The organism is Mammaliicoccus sciuri, from assembly GCF_002901825.1.
Classification (GTDB): domain Bacteria; phylum Bacillota; class Bacilli; order Staphylococcales; family Staphylococcaceae; genus Mammaliicoccus; species Mammaliicoccus sciuri.
Genome location: NZ_PPQD01000018.1, coordinates 72,730 through 95,714 on the forward strand (window position 1 = coordinate 72,730; position 22,985 = coordinate 95,714).

General features: G+C 31.8%; 25 protein-coding genes. 8 read left to right on the forward strand and 17 right to left on the reverse strand.

Annotation, left to right across the window (positions count from 1 at the left end; translation table 11 throughout):
- From CD035_RS14130 to CD035_RS04855, 6 genes are all read right to left on the reverse strand, one after another.
- Positions 1-770 (reverse strand): DEAD/DEAH box helicase (locus CD035_RS14130; RefSeq protein WP_229412517.1); only part of this gene is annotated, 770 nt, incomplete at its 3' end.
- Between the two features lie 166 nt (positions 771-936).
- Entirely contained in the window at positions 937-1,509 is a 573-nt protein-coding gene (gene hpf, locus CD035_RS04835) for a ribosome hibernation-promoting factor, HPF/YfiA family (RefSeq protein WP_025904523.1), read from the reverse strand.
- 48 nt (positions 1,510-1,557) lie between these two features.
- A complete protein-coding gene (locus tag CD035_RS04840; protein ID WP_048539921.1) occupies positions 1,558-2,241 on the reverse strand; it encodes a ComF family protein in 684 nt (227 codons plus the stop codon).
- Positions 2,238-3,524 carry a DEAD/DEAH box helicase family protein gene (locus tag CD035_RS04845; protein WP_162198882.1) on the reverse strand — a complete coding sequence of 429 codons (1,287 nt, stop codon included), beginning with the start codon at positions 3,522-3,524 and terminating at the stop codon, positions 2,238-2,240. The genes CD035_RS04840 and CD035_RS04845 overlap by 4 nt, the downstream gene beginning before the upstream one ends.
- 55 nt (positions 3,525-3,579) lie before the next feature.
- On the reverse strand, positions 3,580-4,446 hold the full coding sequence (gene fakB1, locus CD035_RS04850; protein ID WP_048539922.1) for a fatty acid kinase binding subunit FakB1: 867 nt from the start codon (positions 4,444-4,446) through the stop codon (positions 3,580-3,582).
- Between the two features lie 73 nt (positions 4,447-4,519).
- On the reverse strand, positions 4,520-5,032 hold the full coding sequence (locus CD035_RS04855; protein WP_048539923.1) for a hypothetical protein: 513 nt from the start codon (positions 5,030-5,032) through the stop codon (positions 4,520-4,522).
- Between the two features lie 80 nt (positions 5,033-5,112).
- On the opposite strand from CD035_RS04855, the gene CD035_RS04860 reads away from it, so the two are divergent.
- The gene (locus CD035_RS04860) at positions 5,113-5,763 is read left to right on the forward strand and encodes a YigZ family protein (protein ID WP_048539924.1); all 651 of its coding nucleotides are present in this window, start codon (positions 5,113-5,115) and stop codon (positions 5,761-5,763) included.
- A 6-nt stretch (positions 5,764-5,769) separates the two neighbouring features.
- Here the strand turns inward: CD035_RS04860 and CD035_RS04865 are convergent, their stop codons facing one another.
- Positions 5,770-6,825 (reverse strand): glycosyltransferase family 4 protein, encoded by a 1,056-nt coding sequence (locus CD035_RS04865; protein ID WP_025905431.1) that lies wholly within the window; start codon positions 6,823-6,825, stop codon positions 5,770-5,772.
- Between the two features lie 261 nt (positions 6,826-7,086).
- On the opposite strand from CD035_RS04865, the gene gdpS reads away from it, so the two are divergent.
- The 4 genes from gdpS (at position 7,087) to pepT (ending at position 10,764) form a co-directional block, all read left to right on the forward strand.
- A complete protein-coding gene (gene gdpS / locus CD035_RS04870) occupies positions 7,087-8,157 on the forward strand; it encodes a GGDEF domain-containing protein GdpS (RefSeq protein WP_048539925.1) in 1,071 nt (356 codons plus the stop codon).
- Between the two features lie 98 nt (positions 8,158-8,255).
- Positions 8,256-9,023 carry a threonine/serine exporter family protein gene (locus CD035_RS04875; RefSeq protein ID WP_037588735.1) on the forward strand — a complete coding sequence of 256 codons (768 nt, stop codon included), beginning with the start codon at positions 8,256-8,258 and terminating at the stop codon, positions 9,021-9,023.
- Between the two features lie 13 nt (positions 9,024-9,036).
- Positions 9,037-9,501, forward strand: coding sequence for a threonine/serine exporter family protein (locus CD035_RS04880; protein ID WP_048539926.1), 465 nt, complete (start codon positions 9,037-9,039; stop codon positions 9,499-9,501).
- Between the two features lie 36 nt (positions 9,502-9,537).
- Positions 9,538-10,764 (forward strand): peptidase T, encoded by a 1,227-nt coding sequence (pepT, locus tag CD035_RS04885; RefSeq protein ID WP_048539927.1) that lies wholly within the window; start codon positions 9,538-9,540, stop codon positions 10,762-10,764.
- A gap of 49 nt (positions 10,765-10,813) precedes the next feature.
- Here pepT and CD035_RS04890 read toward each other — a convergent pair whose 3' ends face one another.
- Together CD035_RS04890 and ytxJ are read right to left on the reverse strand one after the other, a co-directional pair.
- Entirely contained in the window at positions 10,814-11,935 is a 1,122-nt protein-coding gene (locus CD035_RS04890; RefSeq protein WP_048539928.1) for a glycerate kinase, read from the reverse strand.
- Positions 11,936-12,036: 101 nt separating this feature from the next.
- Positions 12,037-12,357, reverse strand: coding sequence for a bacillithiol system redox-active protein YtxJ (gene ytxJ / locus CD035_RS04895; protein ID WP_025905425.1), 321 nt, complete (start codon positions 12,355-12,357; stop codon positions 12,037-12,039).
- Positions 12,358-12,524: 167 nt separating this feature from the next.
- Between ytxJ and CD035_RS04900 the strand changes: the two genes are divergently transcribed.
- A complete protein-coding gene (locus CD035_RS04900; RefSeq protein WP_227531834.1) occupies positions 12,525-12,767 on the forward strand; it encodes a hypothetical protein in 243 nt (80 codons plus the stop codon).
- Positions 12,768-12,810: 43 nt separating this feature from the next.
- Here the strand turns inward: CD035_RS04900 and CD035_RS04905 are convergent, their stop codons facing one another.
- A complete protein-coding gene (locus CD035_RS04905; RefSeq protein WP_048539930.1) occupies positions 12,811-13,698 on the reverse strand; it encodes an EMYY motif lipoprotein in 888 nt (295 codons plus the stop codon).
- A 96-nt stretch (positions 13,699-13,794) separates the two neighbouring features.
- Between CD035_RS04905 and CD035_RS04910 the strand changes: the two genes are divergently transcribed.
- Both CD035_RS04910 and murB read left to right on the forward strand, forming a co-directional pair.
- The gene (locus CD035_RS04910) at positions 13,795-14,316 is read left to right on the forward strand and encodes a GrpB family protein (protein WP_048539931.1); all 522 of its coding nucleotides are present in this window, start codon (positions 13,795-13,797) and stop codon (positions 14,314-14,316) included.
- Positions 14,317-14,385: 69 nt separating this feature from the next.
- Complete coding sequence (gene murB / locus CD035_RS04915) at positions 14,386-15,303, forward strand: UDP-N-acetylmuramate dehydrogenase (protein WP_048539932.1); 918 nt, start codon at positions 14,386-14,388, stop codon at positions 15,301-15,303.
- A gap of 44 nt (positions 15,304-15,347) precedes the next feature.
- Here the strand turns inward: murB and CD035_RS04920 are convergent, their stop codons facing one another.
- From CD035_RS04920 to nrdE, 7 genes are all read right to left on the reverse strand, one after another.
- Positions 15,348-16,385: a ferrated catecholamine ABC transporter substrate-binding lipoprotein SstD gene (locus CD035_RS04920; RefSeq protein ID WP_048539933.1), complete on the reverse strand. Its 1,038-nt coding sequence runs from the start codon at positions 16,383-16,385 to the stop codon at positions 15,348-15,350.
- A gap of 102 nt (positions 16,386-16,487) precedes the next feature.
- Positions 16,488-17,288, reverse strand: a complete 801-nt coding sequence (locus CD035_RS04925; RefSeq protein ID WP_048539934.1) for an iron ABC transporter ATP-binding protein — start codon at positions 17,286-17,288, stop codon at positions 16,488-16,490.
- A complete protein-coding gene (locus tag CD035_RS04930; RefSeq protein ID WP_048539935.1) occupies positions 17,285-18,250 on the reverse strand; it encodes an iron chelate uptake ABC transporter family permease subunit in 966 nt (321 codons plus the stop codon). The genes CD035_RS04925 and CD035_RS04930 overlap by 4 nt, the downstream gene beginning before the upstream one ends.
- Positions 18,240-19,211, reverse strand: coding sequence for an ABC transporter permease (locus CD035_RS04935; RefSeq protein ID WP_025905417.1), 972 nt, complete (start codon positions 19,209-19,211; stop codon positions 18,240-18,242). The genes CD035_RS04930 and CD035_RS04935 overlap by 11 nt, the downstream gene beginning before the upstream one ends.
- Before the next feature lie 126 nt (positions 19,212-19,337).
- On the reverse strand, positions 19,338-19,754 hold the full coding sequence (locus tag CD035_RS04940) for a FixH family protein (protein ID WP_048539936.1): 417 nt from the start codon (positions 19,752-19,754) through the stop codon (positions 19,338-19,340).
- Between the two features lie 149 nt (positions 19,755-19,903).
- The gene (gene nrdF / locus CD035_RS04945) at positions 19,904-20,875 is read right to left on the reverse strand and encodes a class 1b ribonucleoside-diphosphate reductase subunit beta (RefSeq protein WP_048539937.1); all 972 of its coding nucleotides are present in this window, start codon (positions 20,873-20,875) and stop codon (positions 19,904-19,906) included.
- A 28-nt stretch (positions 20,876-20,903) separates the two neighbouring features.
- Positions 20,904-22,985: class 1b ribonucleoside-diphosphate reductase subunit alpha (gene nrdE, locus CD035_RS04950; RefSeq protein ID WP_229412518.1), on the reverse strand; the 2,082-nt coding region annotated here is incomplete at its 5' end.

Below are 22,985 nucleotides of genomic sequence, written 5' to 3' on the forward strand. Positions count from 1 at the left end.
CTAAAGTCATCTTCACCTTTAAGCATTTTTACAAATACGTTGGCTTGTGTATATAAAGTAGTTGATTTTTCTGCTTCACCAGAAATGATAAGTGGTGTTCTCGCTTCGTCAATTAAAATTGAGTCAACCTCATCAATGATGGCAAAATTAAGAGGTCTCATAACACGGTCTTTTTTATACGTAACCATGTTGTCTCTTAAATAATCAAATCCAAGTTCATTGTTTGTACTATACGTGATGTCCGCTGCATATGCTTCACGTTTTTGATCCGTATCCATTGAATTCAAATTAAGTCCAACTGATAAACCTAAGAAATTATATAATTGCGCCATTTCTTCACTTTGTGAACTTGATAGATATTCATTGACTGTAACAACATGAACGCCTCTACCTGTTAACGCATTTAAATAAACTGGCATTGTTGCTGTTAATGTTTTACCTTCACCAGTTTTCATTTCTGAAATATCACCACGATGAATGGCAATACCACCCATTATTTGTACTTTAAATGGTGTCATATTAAATACCCTAGTAGATGCTTCTCTTACGATTGCATATGCTTCAGGTAAAATTTTGTCTAAATATTTTTCTTGCTTTTTATAATCTTCTATTTCTGACAATTCTTTTTTGAATTGTTCTGTTTTCTCTCTTAATTGATCATCTGTTAATTTAGCAATTTCATCTTCTAAATTGATGACTTGGTCTGCTAATTTTCCGAGTGATTTAACAACTCGTTTGTTACCATCAGCTATTTTTGATAAAAAACCCATTTTGTTCTCTCCTTCAACTAGAAAACTAGTAATCTTACAACAATATATCATAACACGTTTATATCTCTTTTTACACTATTTAAGATTACCACCTCTGTACATGAAAAGCTATCAATAGCCAAAGAAACTGGTGCAGAAATTCTGCACCAGTTCGTGTGAATGATTTTTATTGTATTGAAGTTTCAATTAATCCATATTTACCATCTTTACGTTTATAAACGATGCTTGTTTCATCTGTTTCTGCATCAGTAAAGATGTAAAAATCATGTCCTAGTAAGTTCATTTGTAATACTGCTTCTTCAGAATCCATTGGTTTCAATGCAAATTGCTTAGAACGAATGATTTCAATTTCATTATCGCTATCATTCTCTTCAACTTCTTCAGGAGCAGCTGAATCTGCACTTACTGCAAAGACATCTTTATCTCGCCCTTTATCGCGATACTTTCTATTAACCTTAGTTTTGTACTTACGTACTTGTCTTTCGAGTTTGTTAGTTATTAAGTCGATTCCAGCATATAAATCTTCATGTCTTTCTTCAGCTCTCAAAGTAACATCTTTCAACGGAATAGTTACTTCAATTTTACTTCTAGAATCCTGATAAGTTTTGATTTTAACGTGGGCTATCGCCTCTGGGACATTAGTAAAATATCTTTCTAGTTTACTTACTTTGTCCTCAATATAATTTCTTATCGGATCAGTCACTGTGATGTTTTCCCCATGAATTTCAAATCTGATCATAAAACACCGACTCCTTTAACGCTCAATTTCTCTTGTGTTTCTTCCTACTTATATTTTATCATTATTTACCGCTCTTGCAAATGTTAAGGCATCTATTTTTCTGATTTTTCTAATAAATAAAAGTTCCGCTAATCGATGCATTGTTAACCCTGTTGTATAAATATCATCTACGAGTAATATTCTCTTATTTTCAAAGTCTATATCTTTATTTATTTTAAATGGATTATGCTGAGATGACCTTTCAATTTTAGTTAATTCAGATTGCTTTTTCCTTTCTTCAGTTTCAAAAACTTGTATATATTTAATTTTATGATTATCCAACACTGTTGTTACATGATCAAATGTACGCTGCTCTAACTTATTAGGATGAATGGGTGCCGGAATAACGTAATCATATCGCTTAAATAATTTAAGTGGTAATTGAAATACTTGATTGAGCGCAACATCTCCATTTAACTTATATTGTTGTATAAGCGCTTTGACAAGACCATCATAGTCATAAAGCGTATAAAGTTGATTAATCAATGGATACTTATTCGAAAGCCACTGGCAATCTAAACAAGCATCCTCTTCTTCAGACATTATTTTTAAGCATTTTTTGCATCGTCTTGTTTGATGATTAAATGTTAATTGATTTGCACATTGCTCACATATTATAGATTGCTTTGAAAATAGATTTAACAAATCGATTACTTCATTTATATTATTTTGACAAATTAAACATTTATTCAAATTAACCATCCTTTCTCGCGTGCTAAATCATTCATTTCTATAATTTCACGTTTCGCTTGTATCATATTTCGTGTGATACCTTCGTGATAACACAATACCTTGCCAGTCGGACAAGATAATTTTCGACCAACACGTCCTGCAATTTGAATGATGGCACTACTTGTAAACTTCTCTGTATGCACGATGACGACATCTAATTTTTCTAACGTAACGCCTCTTTCTAATATTGTCGTCGTAAACATAATGTCTATTTCATCATTTCTTAAACGCGTCACCTTTTCATGCCTCATCACATCATGACTAGATACATATTCAATTTTTGAAAAGTAACATTGAAACACTTTAAATATTTGTTCCATATAATGAATATTATGAAAGAAGACAAATATTTTTCTATTTTGTTCTATTTGGGATTTAAGAAACGTAAGTAACTTCTGATTGAGTTTATTTTCTTTAATGATATTAAATTGAAATTCTGGAACTGGTAATGGGTGTTTATGATATCTTGCGGGGAGTTTGATAATCTGATTATGATTAAATTTAGAAAGGAGTTGCTTGTTAGGCGTCGCTGTTAAATAAATATGACTAGATTGCACTGAAGAAGCTTTTCGAATGGTATGCATCAGTTGATTATCCATTTCTAACGGAAATGCATCTACTTCATCAACAATGACCACATTAAAATGTCCATCATAGCGCATAAGTTGATGAACTGTCGATACGACAAATGAACTATTAAACTGCGCGAACTGACCTTCATACATTAAATCAATTTGCTCCTCTTTAAATGCGTTCATCAGTCTTAAGTTAACTTCTTTCACGACATCTACTCTTGGTGAAACAACTGCAACATTCATACCCGATTTTCGAGCTTTTGATATACCTTCAAATATCATTTCTGTCTTCCCTGCTCCTGTCACAGCATGGAATAATAAATGTTCTTGCTTTAAAATAGCGTCTTTAATTTTAGAGGATGCAAGTTGTTGCTGTTCACTCAATTCAAAATCCAACTGATAATGACATTCTGATGCTTCATGCAAGCTCTCAATGAAATAAATGTCTTTACAACTTTGAACTTTACCAAGTGCAATACAATATCTACAATAGGTTGTTTCTTGCTCGCAATGGTGGCAAAAATACTGATAAAACAATGATTGATCTTTGTTACCACACTGATTACAAATATATTTACCTTGAATAAAAGACACGCCAGGTTTACTGTCTTTAACTTTTTCAGTCGTTACTTCATTTAAATCTCGGCATATTCGTCCGTATAATTTCATTCTAACCTCCATAAAAAAAGCACAAAAAGCCGAAGCTTTTTGTGCTGTAGTTATATTATATACTTAAATCTAATTCGGTCGTTGTGAATCCTAAACCTAATGAACCTTCTCCTAAATGCGTTCCGATTACTGGTCCAAAATAACTCATAATAATTTGTGCATCAGGGAATTGTTCTTCAACTTGCGCTTTCCAGGAAAGTGCAGTTTCTTTATCGTTTCCTTCAATAATAACAATAGATAAGTTTTTAGAACCTTCAACTTCTTGAGCTAATTGTTCTTCAATACGTTTCATTGCTCTTTTCTTTGTTCTCACTTTATCGTAAGGGACAATTTTCGTATCAACGAAGTGTAGTAATGGTTTCACTTGTAACATCGTGCCGACTAATGCTTGTGCACTATTTAAGCGACCGCCTTTTTTCAAGTTATTTAAATCATCTACTATAAAATATGCATTTGTATTTTGTTTCATATTCTCTAATTGTTCTAGAATGTTATCAATAACTGTCATACCTTGTTCAATAAGTTGAGCTGCTTTTAAAGCATAGAAACCTTGTACTGAACAAGAGATTTCAGAATCAAATGCATGAACGTTTATACCTTCTACCATATCGTTTAACGTCACAGCTGTTTGATATGTACCACTTATACCACTTGATAAGTGAACTGCAATCACATCTGTATATCCTTCGTCTTTCAAACTCTCAAGTAATTCTACATATTGACCCATAGCTGGTTGAGATGTCGTCGGTAATTGTTTTTCATTTCTCATTCTTTTATAGAAATCTTCTGTACTTATCTCTGACAATTCTTTATAAACTTCATCATCAAATATAACATTTAAGGCAATCGTTCTAATGTTATATTTATCTATATATGCTTGATCTAAATATGCTGTTGAATCTGTTATAACAGCAATCTTCATAAAGTTATCCTCCTTGATTCTCTTCCATACTCATCATATCTAATTCTTGGTTATTTGAAAAGAAGTTTATGAACTAAATTGCTGCCTGTGCCATTTTAGAAAATTTATATGTGCCGTCCTTTTTAACAAGCGTCACAACTTCGTTAAAAGTCTTTTTCTCATCTTTACTGCCATTCTTAGGGTGAGCTGTCGTTTCTACATTATAGAATACAACAACTTGATCTTTTTTCTGTTCTAAAAACTTAATATTGGATATTTTTTTATCGAATTTATAACTTTTAAGTGTATCTTTTAACACTTTTTCTTCTTCTTTAACGTCTAGTTGTTTTGAATCTGTGTCGATTGTTTTAATGTAAGCTTCTACATCACCATCATTTAAAGACTTTCTATTTTTTTCAATAGCTTCTTTGACTGCTTTTTCAGTATCTTTATTTACTTGAATCGTATCTTTTGGATTTCCTTTTTCATCTAATAGTACACCTTGACTATCATCCACTTTGTCCGTCGTTTGCTTTTCTTCTTTTGATCCACAAGCAGCTAACACGATAGACAACACTAAGCACAACATCAATAATTTATTCTTCAATTCATACAATCCTTTCCCGACTAATTTCAATAGTATATAATAATCGTAACAGATTACGATGTAAAGGGAGAAGTATTAACATGGCAGAAGGACTAATTACAATCAAATCACCACATGAAACTGAAATTGTCATTAATAAATCGAGATTTATCGCGAGCATTCATCCTGCAGAAACTGAAGAAGAAGCGAAAGCATTCATACAACAAAAGAAAAAAGAACATCATGATGCAACACATAATTGCTCTAGCTATGTTATCGGTCCTACAATGCTTATCCAAAAAGCAAATGATGATGGTGAACCATCAGGAACAGCAGGCGTGCCTATGTTAGAAGTATTAAAAAAACAACAACTCCATAATGTTGTTGTTGTCGTTACAAGATACTTTGGTGGTATTAAATTAGGTGCAGGTGGATTAATACGCGCATACGGAAGTGCAGTCAGCCAAGTTATTAAAGAAGTAGGCAGAATTGTTTTATTAGACGCAATACCATTCGAAGTAACATTAGACTATGATCAAACAGGACGCTTCGAGCACGAATTACAACAAACTGATTATCAACTTGTAGATACTGCTTATACAGACAAAGTTACCTACACCATACATGTGATAGCCTCAGAAGAAGAACCATTTATTGATTTCCTAAACGAAGTCAACCAAGGTAAGTACGAATTAAACAGACAAGATATAATCGCACTACCATTTCCATATAATAAAGAAGAAGAACGCTAATCGACATTAGCGTTCTTTTTTATACTTTGTTCTTGTTAATAAATTTAATATTGGTCTGTAATTTGCATTCACGAGTCCTGTAAATTCTACGATTAATTCTATTGTTATTAATATCATAATAAACATCATTAATACGCCGTATGGTGGTGATAAATAAAGGATGACACTTGATATGCTGAATAATATAGCAATCATATATATTAATATAACAGTTTGCCTATGTGTATAACCTAAATCTAATAATCTATGGTGTAAATGCGATTTATCTGCTTGAACGATAGATTGACGATTATGTAGTCTACGTATTACTGCGAACAACATATCGATAAATGGTACTGCAAGTATAACCATTGGGAAGAATAGCGATATTAACGTAATGTTCTTAAAGCCTAATAGCGATAACACACCGATAATATAACCTAATAGTAATGCCCCACTGTCACCTAAGAATATTTTAGCAGGATGTGAGTTAAATACTAAGAAACCTAATAATGATCCTATTAACACACTACAAATCATCATGATAAAGATATTCTGCTGTAATATTGCGATAAATCCTATTGTTACTAAAGCGATACATGATATGCCTGAAGCTAATCCATCTAAACCATCTATTAAGTTGATTGCATTCATTACTGCAACAACCCAGAAGATTGTCATTGGAATACTAAAGATTCCAAACTCTATTACAACACCAAATGGTAATGTAATAAAATCTAATGTGACGTGGTTAAAAACGACGATTAAAGATACAGCAATTTGACCTGCTAATTTAACAAGTGGTTTCATATCATATAAATCATCCACTAAACCTATAATATAGATGACAATCGCACCTAGTATAATAGGAATTGTTTCATGTTCTACTGGTTTTCCCCACCATAAACCGATGAGAAAAGATATTAAAATGACTGAGCCACCTAATACTGATACGGGTTTAGTATGAACTTTTCTAACGTTTGGCATATCAACTGCACCAATTTTAATAGAAAGAACGATAACTAAAGGTGTTAGTATTAAACTTACAATCATGGTTAGTAATATTAGTTGTAAAGTAAACATTGAGTCACCTTCATTTTGTAATTGCACCGAATTTGATTAAAACATTACTTCTAGAATATCAAAATTTCATTCTACATGCTATAAAAACAATAGTATACCACATTTTTGAAATCAAAGATTTTTGTGTTTAAACTAGCTTTATAAGCAAACATGTGAAAAAAGAAACTTTTTTAACAAAATAACCTGTTATACCGTGACAAAAGCAATCTAATAGATTACAATATCATATGGCTTACTAAATGAAGGATGGTGTTAAATTAAATGATTCAAGCAATTATATTCAATATATCTGTAACTATTGCAGCATTTTATCTATACCATCGAATACAATATAGCGAAACGAGAACTGTGACTTTTTCACAAAATTATATCACCATCTTAATGACAGGTGTTTCAATATTATTAATATCTAATCCTATACAGTATCATGACTATGCATTCTCTTTAAGTTTTATACCTATTCTCTTCTTAGGAAGATTTACTAATTTATTTTATTCTGTTTTAAGTGCCGTAGTTATTGTACTATTTGACATTTTTGTAATGGGTACACCATTTTTAGATGATATCCATTTACTGATTATTGCAATTGTTGTTGGGATGATAGGTCCTTTTCTTAAACAAAGTGATTTCGTGAGTATTCAATTATTGTATTTAATCAGCATTATGATTATTGCGATAACGCTTATCTTTTTAAATCCTGATTCATGGCTCAACGAATGGTTGTTTCTTGTGCCAGTTTCCTTTATCCTAAGTATTATTAGTGCAAGTGTTTATAGAGACATTTGGATCTTGAAAAATTTAATTTCAAGATATGAAAATGAAGAATCCGTTGATTACTTAACAGGTTTAGGAAATGTTAAAGAATTCGATCGTTATTTAAATAAGACGACTGAACAAATAACTGAACAAGACCAATCTATGGCATTATTATTGATTGATATTGATGGATTTAAAGACGTGAACGATGCGTATTCTCATAAGGCTGGAGACGCGGTCTTAAAACAAATGTCGCAATTGTTAATCAACTATTTACCTAAAGATGTTAAAGCTTTTCGTAACGGCGGAGAAGAATTTTCTATTATTCTTGTTGGTGAAACATTAGATAGTGCTATTAAATTAGCTGAAAGTATTAGAGATAGCGTTCAACAATCTACTTTCCATTTACCTAACAAAGAAACAATTAAGCTATCTGTTTCAATTGGTGTAGGCTATTTAAGTGAACAAGATAACAAATCTAAACGCCGCGTATTTAAAGATGCGGATGATATGTTACATGAAGCCAAATTACAAGGTCAAAACAAAGTAATGTTCAATCCAATTATTAAGTTATAAACTGAACATAGAATTGCCTCTAGCAATTCTATGTTTTTTGTTGAATCGTTTTTAATTTGATTATTTACATAAAATTCAATACGAAACTGGAGGTTACTATGGAAGAGATACAAGACTTCACGATTATAGATGAAAATAAAATCATTGATGTTGTCATGACTGCCGGTCGCATACTTTTAGAAAGTGGCGCTGAAACATATCGAGTTGAAGATACAATGGCAAGAATCGCTACAAGTTATGGCTTAGAAAATACACATAGCTTTGTAACATCTACTGCGATTATATTCTCGCTTAATGACAGAACAAATACACGTCTGATTAGAATAGATGAACGTACAACAGATTTAGAGAAGATTTCTTTAACGAATCAAATATCACGTAAGATAGCTAACAATGAACTAACGATAGATGAAGCTAAATCAGAGCTGATCCATTTACATCATGCTTCATTACAATTTCCATTTTGGTTAAAAGTATTAGCTGCAGCGATAGCATCAGCCTGTTTTTTACCTATGTTTGGTGGTAAGCAAGCTGAAGTCATCCCTTCATTCATTGCGGGTGGTGTAGGATATTTAACGATGTCCCTTGTCCATAACACGATTAGAATTAAATTCTTCACAGAGTTTATAAGTTCATTAATTATTGCTACAATCGCAACGATTAGTGTGAATTTCTTTATAGGCGTTAATTTAAGCTTAATTACAATCGCTTCTGTTATGCCACTTGTACCAGGTGTCTTGATTACAAATGCAATCAGAGACTTAATGGCAGGACAGTTGCTTGCAGGTATATCTAAAGGTGTAGAAGCGGCACTTACGGCATTTGCTATTGGTGCTGGTGTTGCTATCGTATTATTACTTAGTTAAGGAGGTGCTTTAAATGTTAGATTATATATATCAAATTTTGTTAAGTTTTACCGCAACGTTGTTTTTCTCTGTCATTTTTAATGCACCTAAGAGACTATTAATAGCATGTGGTATTGTTGGTGCGATGGGCTGGATGATTTATACCATTTCGTTAGACTTTGGCATCGATAAAGTACAAGCATCATTCTATGGTAGCTTTGCCTTAGCGTTAATGAGTCATATTATGAGTCGCTATTACAAACGTCCAATGATTATCTTTATAGTTGCCGGTATTATCCCTCTCGTTCCTGGAGGCTTAGCATATGATGCAACTAAAAACTTAGTTATCAACAATTATGATGTTGCAATTAATACAACACTACAAGCGACACTCATTTCTGGTGCAATCGCGTTTGGTATTTTATGTTCTGAAATCATTTTCCAAATCTATGTCAGAACAAAGCATTCTTTTGCTTCTAAGAAACAAAAAAGCGTATAATAAATAACGTAAATAGATGTAAAGGGAGCGAGCAATTTGAAACAACGTCTAATTAATCGATTAACAAGATATGTAAAAGTAGATACACAAGCTGATGCAGCAAGTGAAAGTACACCATCTACTGAAAAGCAATGGGATTTAATCCATATGCTTGAAGAAGAAATTAAAGCATTAAATCTTGAAGTTGACGTAGACGATAAAGGGTATTTAATGGCCACTTTACCGTCAAATACAGATAAGGATGTACCTACTATAGGGTTATTGGCACATATTGATACGTCTCCAGATTACCATGCATCAAATGTTAATCCTGTTATTGTAGAACAATATAACGGAGAAAATATTACATTAGGTAATACAGACAAAGTATTAAGCACGAAGACTTTCCCACAACTTGAAAAAGTAATTGGTCATACATTAATGACAACAGACGGTACAACTTTACTAGGTGCTGATGATAAAGCCGGTGTCGTTGAGATTATGGAAGCGATTATTTACTTATTAGAACATCCTGAAATTAAACACGGCAAGATTAGATTCAGCTTTACACCAGATGAAGAAATTGGTAGAGGACCACATCATTTCGATGTTGAACGATTTAACGCTGATTTTGCTTATACTTTAGATGGTAGCTTAGAAGGCGAATTACAATACGAAAGCTTTAATGCCGCTTCTGCAGTCGTTGAAGTTAACGGCGTAAACGTACATCCAGGTTCAGCGAAGGATGTAATGGTTAATGCTAATACTTTAGCAATGGCATTTAATGATCAATTGCCTAGTGATGAAGTACCTGAACATACTGAAGGCTATGAGGGCTTCTATCATTTATCTGACATGACAGGTACTGTTGAGAAAGCAACGCTACAATATATTATTCGTGATCATGATAAAGCACAGTTCGAACGTAGAAAAAATCATTTATTAGATATCGCAAAAGTATTAAATCATAAATATGATCAAGAACTGATAACTGTAACAATCAAAGATCAGTATTACAATATGGGTGAAAAAATCAAGCCACAACCTGAACTTGTGAACATACCTGAAAAAGTTATTGAATCATTAGGTATGACACCTATTATTGAACCTATTAGAGGTGGTACAGACGGTTCACAACTCTCATTCATGGGATTACCAACACCTAATTTATTTACAGGTGGCGCAAACTTCCACGGACCGTATGAGTATGCTTCCATAGATGTTATGGAAAAAGCTGTACATACGATAGTAGGTATCGTATCAGAATTTGAACAACAGTCTTAAAACAACATATAAGAGCCTGAGACAAATACAGTGTCTCAGGCTCTTATTTTTATATATTAGCTTTTAATAATCTTAGCGATTGTGTTGTTAAATGTCTTAAAGCTATACCTAATTCTAAATCACTCATTGAATATTGATCTTTATTAAATACTTTATACATAGCTGTTACATCTTGTTCCAAGTATTGATCAAACTTTTCATCTGTTGCGCATATCGCAATATTGACTTTTTGATATTTGTTACAAAGTTCAGCAATTCTTACAGACGTCGTCTCTAGCAATTGTTGATTAGGTTTCAAACCTTCACCGAATACGATTAAGTCAGCTTGTTCAATCAACTTATCTAAATAAGTAAGCTCATTTACAACATCTCCACCTGTAACAAGTTGTGCGTCCCATAGACAATTAAACAAGGCAGCTAAGCCACTTCCTGAGCCACCACGTTCTTCTTTACCTAATAAGATTCTATGTTGGCTCTTAAATAGTTCACTAATATACCATAAAGCATTATCAATTGATACAGCATCTTCAATAGCAATTTGATTGATTGCTTGCTCTTTCATGATACGACTATTCTTACCATAATACTTCGATTCAAAGTCTGTTATCACTTTGATATTTTTATCTTTTAACCTTTTATCTAAATCATATAAATCAATTGTTCTTATATATTTAATCTGTTTTGCACCTTGGCTAACATCTATAAAACTACCTTCAGCATCAAAGAATTTAGCACCTAATGCTTGTAACATACCAAGCCCACCATCGTAACTTGCGACATCACCGACTGAAATTAATATCTCATTACTGTCTTCATTCAGCGCTTCTAAAATCACTTCTCCTAGTCCAAATGAAGACGTTTCAAGTGGTTTAATAATATCCTCACTTGAAGTTAAAACATTACCCGCTTCAATGACAATTATATCTTTCTCTGTTACAACATATGAAGACGACTTTGGTCTCATATATGCGTCATGATGATCCACTGAATATTTAGTGCCAGATTGCCATAATAATACTGAATCTATAACTTCCCTTTGACCATTAAATAATGGGACTTGTACTATGTCTGCTTCATTAAATTGAGACTTTATTGCTTCTTCGACAAATCGATTTGCATGGTAACTAGATAAAATACTATCAAACTCATCCATCGCAACTAATACTCTCATAATTTTCACCTCATGCTTTTTATCTTAATTCATTATACTGTTTTTTACTTCAATTAACAAAAAAACAAACAGTCCAATCAGACTGTTTGCATATGTTTCACTTACTCTTCTGCTTTCGATAAACTTGCGACTGTGATATTTTCATGATCTGCATCCCATTCAGCATTACCATTAACAAAGTAAAATGCTTGTGGTGATTCATGTTTGATTCCAGTTTTATCGGCTATATAATCAGACAATTCTCTTTCTTCTTGAACAATTAAGTAATAACCATCCATATCTCTTTCATATAAGAATTTGTTAAATTGATCATATGCACTTGCTGAAATAGGACAAGTACTGCTATGTTTCATAACAAATACGTTTGGATTATCATTGAGTACTTTTTCAAATTGATCGATGGAAGTTAATTTCACGACCATTTTAATTCACCTCTATCATAATTTAACCAATACAATTGAACACTATATCATTTATCCATTTATATGGCAAATTCTATTTTTAATAATTATCTTTATTATCTTTACCCGCAATCTATAATATTAACCACAAGACAATTTTGGTATACTTGTTAATATATATTAAGGAGGTGCGAAATTTGTCCAAAAATACTTCACCCGTACTTATTAAAAGATGGGGTATGATTGATACGATCAATGCATGTTTACTTATTATTTCTGTCTTATTTTTATTTGATTTTAAAAACCAACCTGCATTATCGTATATTCTTGTAATAGCATTTTCTATATGGTTTATTTCACTTATAGGTAAAAATATATATTTATCAAAGCGCAACAAAGACAACCCTAAAGATACAATTGATAAGCAATAAAATAAAACACACCGATTACATAAAACAATGTATTTGGTGTGTTTTACTTATCTAATCTATCTATCGCTTTGTTGTACTTTTCATCTTTACCTAAGTAACTAAATTGAGAACTTACGCCATTTTGTACTTGGACTTTTTGAAGTTTATCTTCTATAAGAATACCTTTTTTACGTTCTTTATAGTAATTAATTAAAGTATAATACACTTCTATTTGAGCTTGTCTCATCTGATTAACACGTTTTGATGAAATATTCGTTTGATTCAGTGATTTAATATTTTTAGAAAATAATGGGATAATATCTTTCTCAATATAGTCCGCTCTATCTTGCACGTTTTGAGTATCATTTAAATATTTAGCTTTCGTACTTAATTCTTCACTATTCTTATCAATAACAGAAACAAGCGCATCATAATCTTCTTTATCATCAGGATTATTTTTAGCTAATTTAGCATTTTTCTCTGCATCAGATTTGTTCTGTTCAAATACATCTGTATAGTCTAATATTTTCTCATTAGATTGGATGGATTGTTTAAATAATGAAATGTACTCATTTAATTCTTCTAATGTTTTTTCTTTCTTTTCTATATTACTCATGTAAATATCATGAGCATCTTGAACCTCATTTGTGCTTACATTTATATTATGAGCTTGCTTACTAAGATCTTTAACTTCAGGTATAATTTGCTTTTCGATTTTATCTTGAAGTTCATTCAATTCTTTACGTTTTTCAACCGTTACTTCAGTACCAATAAGTTGATCTAACTGATTTAATCTTAATTTATCTATATCTTTAAGAATTGAATTCTCTTTTTTATAAATAGGTTTCATTTCCCTTTTATACTTTTGAAGATCTGAATGTAATTCGTTACCACAAGCTGCAATAATTAAAACAAGAACAAATATCATTAAATAAAATAATTTAATTTTCATCATTGCACCCCTGTTTCACTTGTATTATACATAATTTCATGGATAATGAAAATGTTATATAGTATATTCATGCATGGATTTTAGAAAGGAGCTATTATGCTTAAACTTCCACAACCCTTTATTCAATTACAATCATCAGATGATTTTAAACTAAATTTTGAAAGTATTCAACAATTATTAATACATTTGCTTGATACGCCAGTGATAGATGTATTCCATATCGGTGGTACGAAACAAACACAATATGTTACAGAACCTATCGTAGATGTACTTGTTACGGTAAAATCACTTCACGATGTTACAAGCCTCGATGAAAAAAGACTCAATTATCATCGCATATATCGATTACATAATGGTTACAATAAAAAAGTCATGATGGCTCAATTCCAAGACATGATAAGCTTAAAGCAAATAGCACGTTTACATATTGTTGAACAAAACAATCAAATGTTATATGATTATTTAACTGTAGAGTCACTTTTAACAAATGATACAGATGTCATACAAACATTTGAATCCTTTAAGAAAGCTACTTTACTTGAAGCAAATAGTATAAAAGATTACGAAGCTCAAAAACAAAAATGGTTTCAACAACTTGTTCAAAAACATAAAAAATAACCCATTCGCTTAAGATGATAAATCTTGATATAATAATGTGAGAGCATAATACAGAAAGGACGTCGTGCGTTGGAGAATCATACAATTTTGGAGGAGCTTTCTAACTTTCTCCCAAAATCCCTTATAAAAGTAAATGAGCCACTTAAAAAATACACTTTCACAAAAACTGGTGGCAATGCAGATTTCTACTTATCACCTACTTCATATACAGAAGTACAAAAGATAATAGAATTTGCTTATAACAATCAAATTCCACTTACATTTTTGGGGAATGGTTCTAATATTATCATCCGTGATGGTGGTATAAGAGGAATTGTTATAAGCTTATTACAATTCAATCAAATAACGGTGAAAAATCAATCCATTACATGTGGAAGCGGTGCAGCAATTATTGATGTTTCAAGACGTGCTAGAGATCACCATTTAACTGGTTTAGAATTTGCCTGTGGTATACCTGGATCTGTCGGTGGCGCAGTATATATGAACGCTGGTGCATATGGCGGTGAAGTCAAAGATTGTATCGACCATATTAAAGCAGTAGATGATACTGGTCAGTTACATATCATTAAAGGTGAAGACTTAGAATTGGACTATCGTACAAGTATAGTTCAACGTAAACACCTAGTCGTACTAGAAGCAACTTTTAAATTACAAGATGGAGATATTACATCTATTCAAGCAACAATGGATGATCTTACACAACGTCGTGAAGATAAACAACCTTTAGAATACCCTTCATGCGGAAGCGTGTTCCAAAGACCACCAAATCACTTCGCAGGTAAACTTATTCAAGACGCTGAATTACAAGGGCATAGAATAGGTGGTGTAGAAGTTTCTACTAAACATGCTGGATTTATCGTTAATGTTGATAACGGAACAGCTACAGACTATGAGAACATCATTAAACACGTTCAAAAAGTCGTTAAAGAGAAATTTGATGTGGAACTCAAAAGAGAAGTTAGAATCATTGGAGAACCTTTAGAATAAGAGAAAAAGCATGGGACACCACGTCCCATGCTTTTCTTATGTTATTATTCTAAACCTTTAATAACTTCGTCTACTTGTTTTTCAGTTGTTCTTACGCCACCTGAAGCTAAGTACCATAATTGTGCATCTACATTAACAACTTTGTCGTTCTTAACTGCATCTACATCTTTAATTACGTCATTTGATAATGCTTTCTTAGCAGTTGATTTACCACCGATTGCTTGACCTCTGTCCATAGCATAGATGATTCCAGGGTTTTTCTCAGTGATATATTCATAACTTACTGGTTGTCCGTGACCGCTTGCTTTAATATCTTTATCTACTGGTGTAACACCTAATACATCAAAGATTAAGCTACCAAATCTAGCACCTGGACCGTATGTAGATAATTCACCTTCGTTAACTAATAAGTACATTGCTTTGTCGTCTGATTTTTTAGCTTTATCTTTAGCAGATTTCACTTTTTTATCTAAATCAGCATTTAATTCTTTTGCTTTGCTTTCTTTGTCGAAGATTTTACCTAAGTTAGTTGTGTTTTCTTCTACTGATTCTAAGTAATTGTTATCATCTGCACCAACATATAAACGTGCTGCATCTGGTGCTGCTTTTTTCAATTCATCTTGTACTTCAGTTCCAGCTGTACGACCAGAGAATAAGATTAAGTCTGGTTGAACTTCTGCTACTTTATCATAGTTTACTTCTTTAACTGAACCAGTGTTTACAATGTCGTCGCCTTTAAATGCATCTAAGAATTTTGGTAATGATGCGCCACCTTCACCTTTTGGTACACCTTTAACTGCATCTTTAGCACCTAAAGCTTCAATTGTATCTAAAGCACCGTAGTCTAATACAACAACTTTTTTAGGGTTAACAGGTACTTTAACTTTATCTTCTACAGTTTTTGAATCACTGCCATCTTTCTTTTCACCACGAATTTGATATTTCGATTGGATTTCTACTGTTTTAGACTCACTCTTAGTATCACCTTTTGATGATTTTTCTTTACTACTTGAATTACTTCCACATGCTACAAGTACAACTGATAAAACTGCAATTAAAATAAAACTGAAAACTTTTTTCATTATCGATGTCTCTCCTTCAAATATTATGATAAATTATGCGTCCAAAACCCTATTGCCCAACAAACTACAAACATCACTCCTTTCAATGTGATATCAATTTTGCTATATAGCTAATGTTTTAATTTCTTCTTCTTCGATGTATTCATCATCAAAATAGACACAAATACGTTGACCATTAATTTCTTGAATTTTAATTTCTAAGTCATAAATGTCACGTAATACCTCCTCACAAATAACATCGTTTTTAATACCGGCGATTTCAACTTTACCTTCTTTGATCGCGATAATTCTATCTGAATAGCATGAAGCAAAATTAATATCATGTATAACGATTACGATTGTCTTGTTCATTTCTTTCACAAGTCTTCTTAAGATTTTCATAATCTGTACAGAATGTTTCATATCTAGATTGTTCAATGGTTCATCTAATAGAATGTATTCTGTATCTTGAGCTATCGTCATCGCTATATAAGCTCTTTGTCTTTGACCACCTGATAGCTCACTTAAATATTTATCTTGAATTTCAGTGAGTCCTAAATAATCTAGCGCTTTATCAATCATATCTTGATCTTCTTTTTTTAATTTACCTTTTGAATATGGAAATCTTCCGAAACTCACGAGTTGTCTTACTGAAATTTTAAGTTCTGTATGATTAGTTTGTTTTAAAATTGCTAGTTTCTTAGCAAGTTCATTGCTTTTCATTGAAGCGATATCTTGATCGTCTATCGTGATTTTACCGTTATCTTTATCAATTAAGCGGCTGACCATCGCTAAGACCGTACTTTTACCTGCCCCGTTTGGACCAATGAATGATGTGATTTTCCCTTTTTCAATTTCTATATCTACTTCATCAACAACTTTATGATGATGATAAGCTTTTGTTAATCCTTCGACTTTAATCATGCTACATTACGCTCCTTTAAAATTAAGAATATAAAGTAAATGCCACCTATAAAGTTAATCATGATGCTAATTTCTGTATTACCTTCAAACAAGTGCTCCACGACCCATTGACCTAAAAATAAGCTGATCCAACTGATGAGTATTGAAGCCGGTAATATGTATTTATGTTCGAATTCTTTGATGAATTCATGTGCTAAATTCACGACAAGTAGACCTAAAAATGTAATGGGTCCAACGAGTGCTGTTGAAATTGTGACAAGTAGTGCAACCATAACCATTAACCATCTCGTCACATTTGTATAATTAACACCAAGGTTAATAGCTTGGTCTCTTCCTAAAGACAATACATCTAAGTAGTTCTTTATCTTAAAAGCAATGAATATCATAATTAATAAAACAATGCCTGATATTGTAAGTAAACCTTCATTTATTGCACCAAAGCTTGCGAACATTGCACTTTGTATAGATAAGAATTCTTCAGGATCTATCATCATTTCAATAAAACTAGATAAACTTGAGAAGAATGTTCCAAAAACAATACCTAGTAATAATATGAAGAAGACATTTTGATCTTTAGACCTAAACAATATTTGGAATAAGAATAAACTAAATAGAATCATACCAACCAATGTAATCAAAAAGTTAAGATGATTATTGAGTACGACAGTCGATGTTGAACCAAATAAAAATATTAAAGACGTTTTAATAAACATATAGACTGCATCTAAACCAATGATGGATGGTGTTAAAATTCTATTATTCGTGATTGTTTGGAAAATAACTGTTGAAACTGCAATACTGCCACCTACTAATAGCATTGCAATAACTTTTCTAACACGTCCGGTTAATTGATACGCCAATATATTAGGATTAATGTTATAAAGTAAATAAAGTGCTGCAATTAATAGCGTTAACACAGATAAAAGGATTAATTTATGTATAGGGGTTAATTTATTGAGCATTTCTTGAACGTCCTTTCATCAGCAATACTATAAATATGAAACTACCAATCACACCAATTGTTAAACCAATTGTAATTTCATAAGGGAATATAATTAATCGACCTATTACATCACAAATCATGACAAACAATGCACCAAATACAGCTGTATGTGGCAATGCATTTTTTAAATGATCTCCTCTGAATATTGAAACTAAGTTAGGAATAATTAAACCTAAGAATGGCATCATACCAACTGTTACAACAACAAGTGCCGTAATGATTGAGGCAATGATCAGTCCGATATTGACGACTTTTTGATAATTAAGTCCTAAATTCACACTAAAATCTTTACCCATACCAGCAATCGTAAATTGATTCGCAAATATAAATGCTAAAATCAATAACGGAATACTAATATAAAGAATTTCATATCTACCGCTTGTAATAATTGAGAAATTACCTTGCATAAAATTACCAATACTTTGTACAGCATTTGTACGTAATGCAACAAAAGAAGAAAAACTTGACACTATGTTTCCGAGCATAATACCAACTAATGGTATGAAAATAACATCTTTAAATTGAATTCTACGGAGAATTTGCATGAATAGCATTGTTCCAAATAAACTTAATAATGTAGCAAATAATAATTTAAGTAGTATGTTGGCTTCTGGAAAAGCGATAAGAGAAATTAATATACCTAATCTGGCCCAATCCATTGTCCCTGCAGTTGTTGGAGAAACGAATTTATTTCTTGTAAGCTGTTGCATAATCAGTCCACAAATAGCTAACGAGCTACCTGAGATAATAATACTGACTGTTCTCGGAATTCTACTTGATACTAAAATGTTCTTCTGTTCGTCTGTTAAATTTAATATATGTAATGGTTTTACTTCTGAAACACCTATAAATATAGAGAAGAACGTTGCAATTACTAATAAAATAATCAAAACATCTAAACGCATTAAAAACTTTCCCATTTCACACCCTACTTCTTTTTAGTTGATAACGATTATCATTATCTCTATTGTAATGAAGAGTATGGGGAAATGCAATGCCATTTAAAAAAAAGAGTGATGGAATTAAATTCCACCACTCTTTTATAATTATTTTATATTAATATCTTTATTTGGCATTGTATGTTGATCTCTAGCAGTAACGTGACTTGTTATATTATATTGACCCGCATCTTTAAATTTATATTTTAAAGTATATACCCCATCTTTGTTTTCTTTAACTTTTTTCATTTCTGAAGATTTTTTGTCCCCATCTTTAACGATTTCAAACATCACCTCATCTGCATCTTTCACTTTTTCATCACCAAGTGTCACTTTTGCAGAAAGTTCTACTTCTTCACCTCTTTTAGCTTCTTTAGGTACATCTAAAGCCACTTCTAAAGCTTGAGGTTTATCAGAAGACTTATGCTCTGAATGTTGATGCTCATCCTCTTTCTTGTCATTTCCACATGCAGCTAGAACAGAAATAACTAATACTGTTAATACCCCTAGTAATATTCTTTTCATGAATATAACCTACCTTTCAATATATTAACTTCATTATAAACAATAAATATCACATAAATTACCATAAATATTGAAAAATATGTTAACTTTTTAATTACACAATAAAAAGAGCCTAGAACAAAATGTATGTCCTAGACTCTTTTAATATTTTACTTTTCATCAAAGATGAAGTCTTCATCTTTAAGTGCTTCTACATTTAATGCTAGTACATAACCGTCACCTTTAACACTGAAGAAGTCATGGTTTTTAGTACTTGTATTTAATGCATTTTCAATGATAGGGTTGAACGCTTTTTCTTCATAATATGGTTCAAATCCTAAATTAGCTAATGCTTTATTTGCATTATATGTTACGTAGTTCATAACATCATTTGTTAATCCTATTTCATCATATAATGTTTTTGTATATTCGTATTCATTTTTGTATAGTAAATCAAGCATACGATACATTTCTCTATCCGCTTTAATTTGTTCATCTTGTGATAATTCATTTTTTAAACTTTGTGCATCTAGTCCTGTAAACACACCATGGATAGATTCATCTAGTAAAATTTTACGGATGATTTCTCCTGAAGTTGTCATACGGCCTTGTCCAGCTAAATATAATGGATAGTAGAAACCAGAGTAGAATAAGAATGTTTCTAAGAACACACTTGATACTCTTGCCATGTATTGATCATAAATGGAAGCTTCTTTACCCCATAATTTATGATAATTACCTACAATCATTTCTGATTTATATTTCAAGTGTGGTTCTTCAACAACCCACTTATCTAATAATTCATTTGTTTCACTAGATGGTAATAGTGTCGTGAATATATGTGAATAACTTTTCGCATGTATTTGTTCCATCATACCCATAAATGAATACACTGCTTTTTTACGTAAGTCTTTCGTATGCATCATGATTAAAGGCATGCCATCATCAGCTTGATGTGTATCTAATCCAGTAAGACCAGCTAACGCCTTTTTAAAAGCATTTCTTTCAGGTTCTGTTAATGTTTCCCAACTTGCTATATCTTTAGATACTTTAAATTCTGACTCAACCCACATTTGCGAGATGTTTTGACGCCAAAACATATTCGTCATATCTTCTTGTGTATTCCAGTTTACTGCCTTCATGTTAGATCTCCTATCTTAATTAATTTGATTAAATTGCGCAACTTGTACATTCTTCAACGCTTAATAATTTATTTCGTGTATAGTAAAGTGATTTTAAGCCTTTATGGTGAGCATATACGTATAATCTTGAAAGTTCACGTGTTGAAATCTCTGAATTTACATATAAAATTGTAGAAATACCTTGGTCCACATGCTCTTGAATCGTTGCAATTAAATCAATTAATTTCATTTGATCTGTATTAAATGCTGATTTGTAATACCACATTGTTTCAGGTGATAAGAATGGCATTGGGTAAAATGTTTCTGCATTACCATATGTTCTTCTTTCAATTTGATCGACAATAGGCATAACAGAACTTGTAGCATTTTGTACATATGAAATACTTTGAGTTGGTGCAATAGCAAGCCTATATGCATGGTATAAACCATTTTCTTTAACAGCTTCTGCTAATGCTTTCCAATCTTCAGCAGTTGGAATATCGAAACCTTCAAATAATGCTGCAACATTATCATATTCAGGTTTAATATCTTGTTGTATATATTTTTCAAAGTATTTACCTGAAGCGTAATCAGATTTGTCGAAATCTACATATGTTTCGTGTCTTTCTTTCGCAATTTCCATTGAACGTTCAATAGAATAGTAATTCATCATCATAAAGAAGACATTTGCGAAGTCTTTAGCTTGCTCTGATTCATAACCTATTTTATTTTTAGCTAAGAAACCATGTAAGTTCATAACACCTAAACCTACAGAATGTAATTCATTATTTGCTTTTCTTACACCTGGTGCATTTTTAATGTCTGTATCATCAGATACAACTGTTAAAGCATCCATACCAATATGTACAGAATCACGGAATTTCTTAGATTCCATCACGTTTACAATATTTAATGAACCTAAGTTACAAGAAATATCACGTTTGATTTCATCTTCAGTTCCATAATCGTTAATAATTGACGTTTCTTGTAATTGGAATATTTCTGTACATAAGTTACTCATTTTAATTTGTCCGATATTAGAGTTAGGATGTACTTTATTCGCATTATCTTTAAACATCAAATAAGGATAACCTGATTGCAATTGCGTTTGAGCAATTGTATTTAACATATCACGTGCATCTTTAGCTTTTTTAATGATATTAGGATTTGCTACAAGTTCGTCATAATATTCATCAAGATTAATATCATCAAGCGTCACACCATATTCGCGTTCAACAGTATGTGGAGCGAACATATAGAAATCTTTACCTTCTTTAGCTAAATCAAAGAATTTAGATGGCACGATTAAACCAGTAGAAATAGTAGATAATCTAATATCTTCATCTGCGTTCACTTTTTTAGTATCTAAAAATTCTAATACATCATAATGGAAGATGTTTAAGTATACTGCACCGGCACCTGGTCTTTGACCAAGTTGATCAGCATAACTAAAGCCACCTTCAAGTGATTTAGCAACTGGTAATACCCCCTTAGCGACACCTTTAATGCCTTTAATAGCTTCACCACGTGCACGCAATTTAGATAAGTTGATTGCGACACCGCCACCGATTTTACTCAATTGTTTAGCTGTTGAATCTATAAAGTTAATTGAATTTAAGCTATCATCAACTTCTAATAGGAAACAACTTACTAACTCACCACGTCTAGCTCTACCAGCATTTAAGAATGTTGGTGTTGCAGGTTGGATACGTTGTTCAATCATACCTGCAACAAATTGTTTAGCTTGTTCTACATTACCTTTAGCTAAATATAGAGAAACAATAATAACGTGTTCTTTATATGTTTCAAGGTATTCTGATTTATCATTAGTCTTCAAAGCATAATCTTTGAAGAACTTACTAGCTGACATGTAACTTGCAAATTGAAAAGGAATTGAATCTGCAAACTGGTTAATCTCTTTTAATGATGACTCACTGTATTCTTTAAATAAGTCATAATAAAAGTCTTGTTCAACTAAAAAGTGTAAACGTTCAATAGGATCATTGAATTGAATTGTTTTTTCTGCAATTTCTTCTAAGTATACTTCTAATGCTTCTTGATCTTTTTCAATATCGAAAAAGCCGTCTTCTCTTCTCTTTGTTACCTTATTGTTTAATTCAATATGATTTTT

Bases quoted from the DNA above. Each gene is read 5' to 3' on its own strand.
- hpf (WP_025904523.1), bottom strand. From the start codon at position 1,509: ATGATCAGATTTGAAATTCATGGGGAAAACATCACAGTGACTGATCCG.
- CD035_RS04845 (WP_162198882.1), bottom strand. From the start codon at position 3,524: ATGAAATTATACGGACGAATATGCCGAGATTTAAATGAAGTAACGACT.
- fakB1 (WP_048539922.1), bottom strand. From the start codon at position 4,446: ATGAAGATTGCTGTTATAACAGATTCAACAGCATATTTAGATCAAGCA.
- CD035_RS04860 (WP_048539924.1), top strand. From the start codon at position 5,113: ATGGCAGAAGGACTAATTACAATCAAATCACCACATGAAACTGAAATT.
- CD035_RS04865 (WP_025905431.1), bottom strand. From the start codon at position 6,825: ATGTTTACTTTACAACTAATATTACTAACCATGATTGTAAGTTTAATA.
- gdpS (WP_048539925.1), top strand. From the start codon at position 7,087: ATGATTCAAGCAATTATATTCAATATATCTGTAACTATTGCAGCATTT.
- CD035_RS04875 (WP_037588735.1), top strand. From the start codon at position 8,256: ATGGAAGAGATACAAGACTTCACGATTATAGATGAAAATAAAATCATT.
- CD035_RS04880 (WP_048539926.1), top strand. From the start codon at position 9,037: ATGTTAGATTATATATATCAAATTTTGTTAAGTTTTACCGCAACGTTG.
- CD035_RS04890 (WP_048539928.1), bottom strand. From the start codon at position 11,935: ATGAGAGTATTAGTTGCGATGGATGAGTTTGATAGTATTTTATCTAGT.
- ytxJ (WP_025905425.1), bottom strand. From the start codon at position 12,357: ATGGTCGTGAAATTAACTTCCATCGATCAATTTGAAAAAGTACTCAAT.
- CD035_RS04905 (WP_048539930.1), bottom strand. From the start codon at position 13,698: ATGAAAATTAAATTATTTTATTTAATGATATTTGTTCTTGTTTTAATT.
- CD035_RS04910 (WP_048539931.1), top strand. From the start codon at position 13,795: ATGCTTAAACTTCCACAACCCTTTATTCAATTACAATCATCAGATGAT.
- CD035_RS04920 (WP_048539933.1), bottom strand. From the start codon at position 16,385: ATGAAAAAAGTTTTCAGTTTTATTTTAATTGCAGTTTTATCAGTTGTA.
- CD035_RS04925 (WP_048539934.1), bottom strand. From the start codon at position 17,288: ATGATTAAAGTCGAAGGATTAACAAAAGCTTATCATCATCATAAAGTT.
- CD035_RS04930 (WP_048539935.1), bottom strand. From the start codon at position 18,250: ATGCTCAATAAATTAACCCCTATACATAAATTAATCCTTTTATCTGTG.
- CD035_RS04935 (WP_025905417.1), bottom strand. From the start codon at position 19,211: ATGGGAAAGTTTTTAATGCGTTTAGATGTTTTGATTATTTTATTAGTA.
- CD035_RS04940 (WP_048539936.1), bottom strand. From the start codon at position 19,754: ATGAAAAGAATATTACTAGGGGTATTAACAGTATTAGTTATTTCTGTT.
- nrdF (WP_048539937.1), bottom strand. From the start codon at position 20,875: ATGAAGGCAGTAAACTGGAATACACAAGAAGATATGACGAATATGTTT.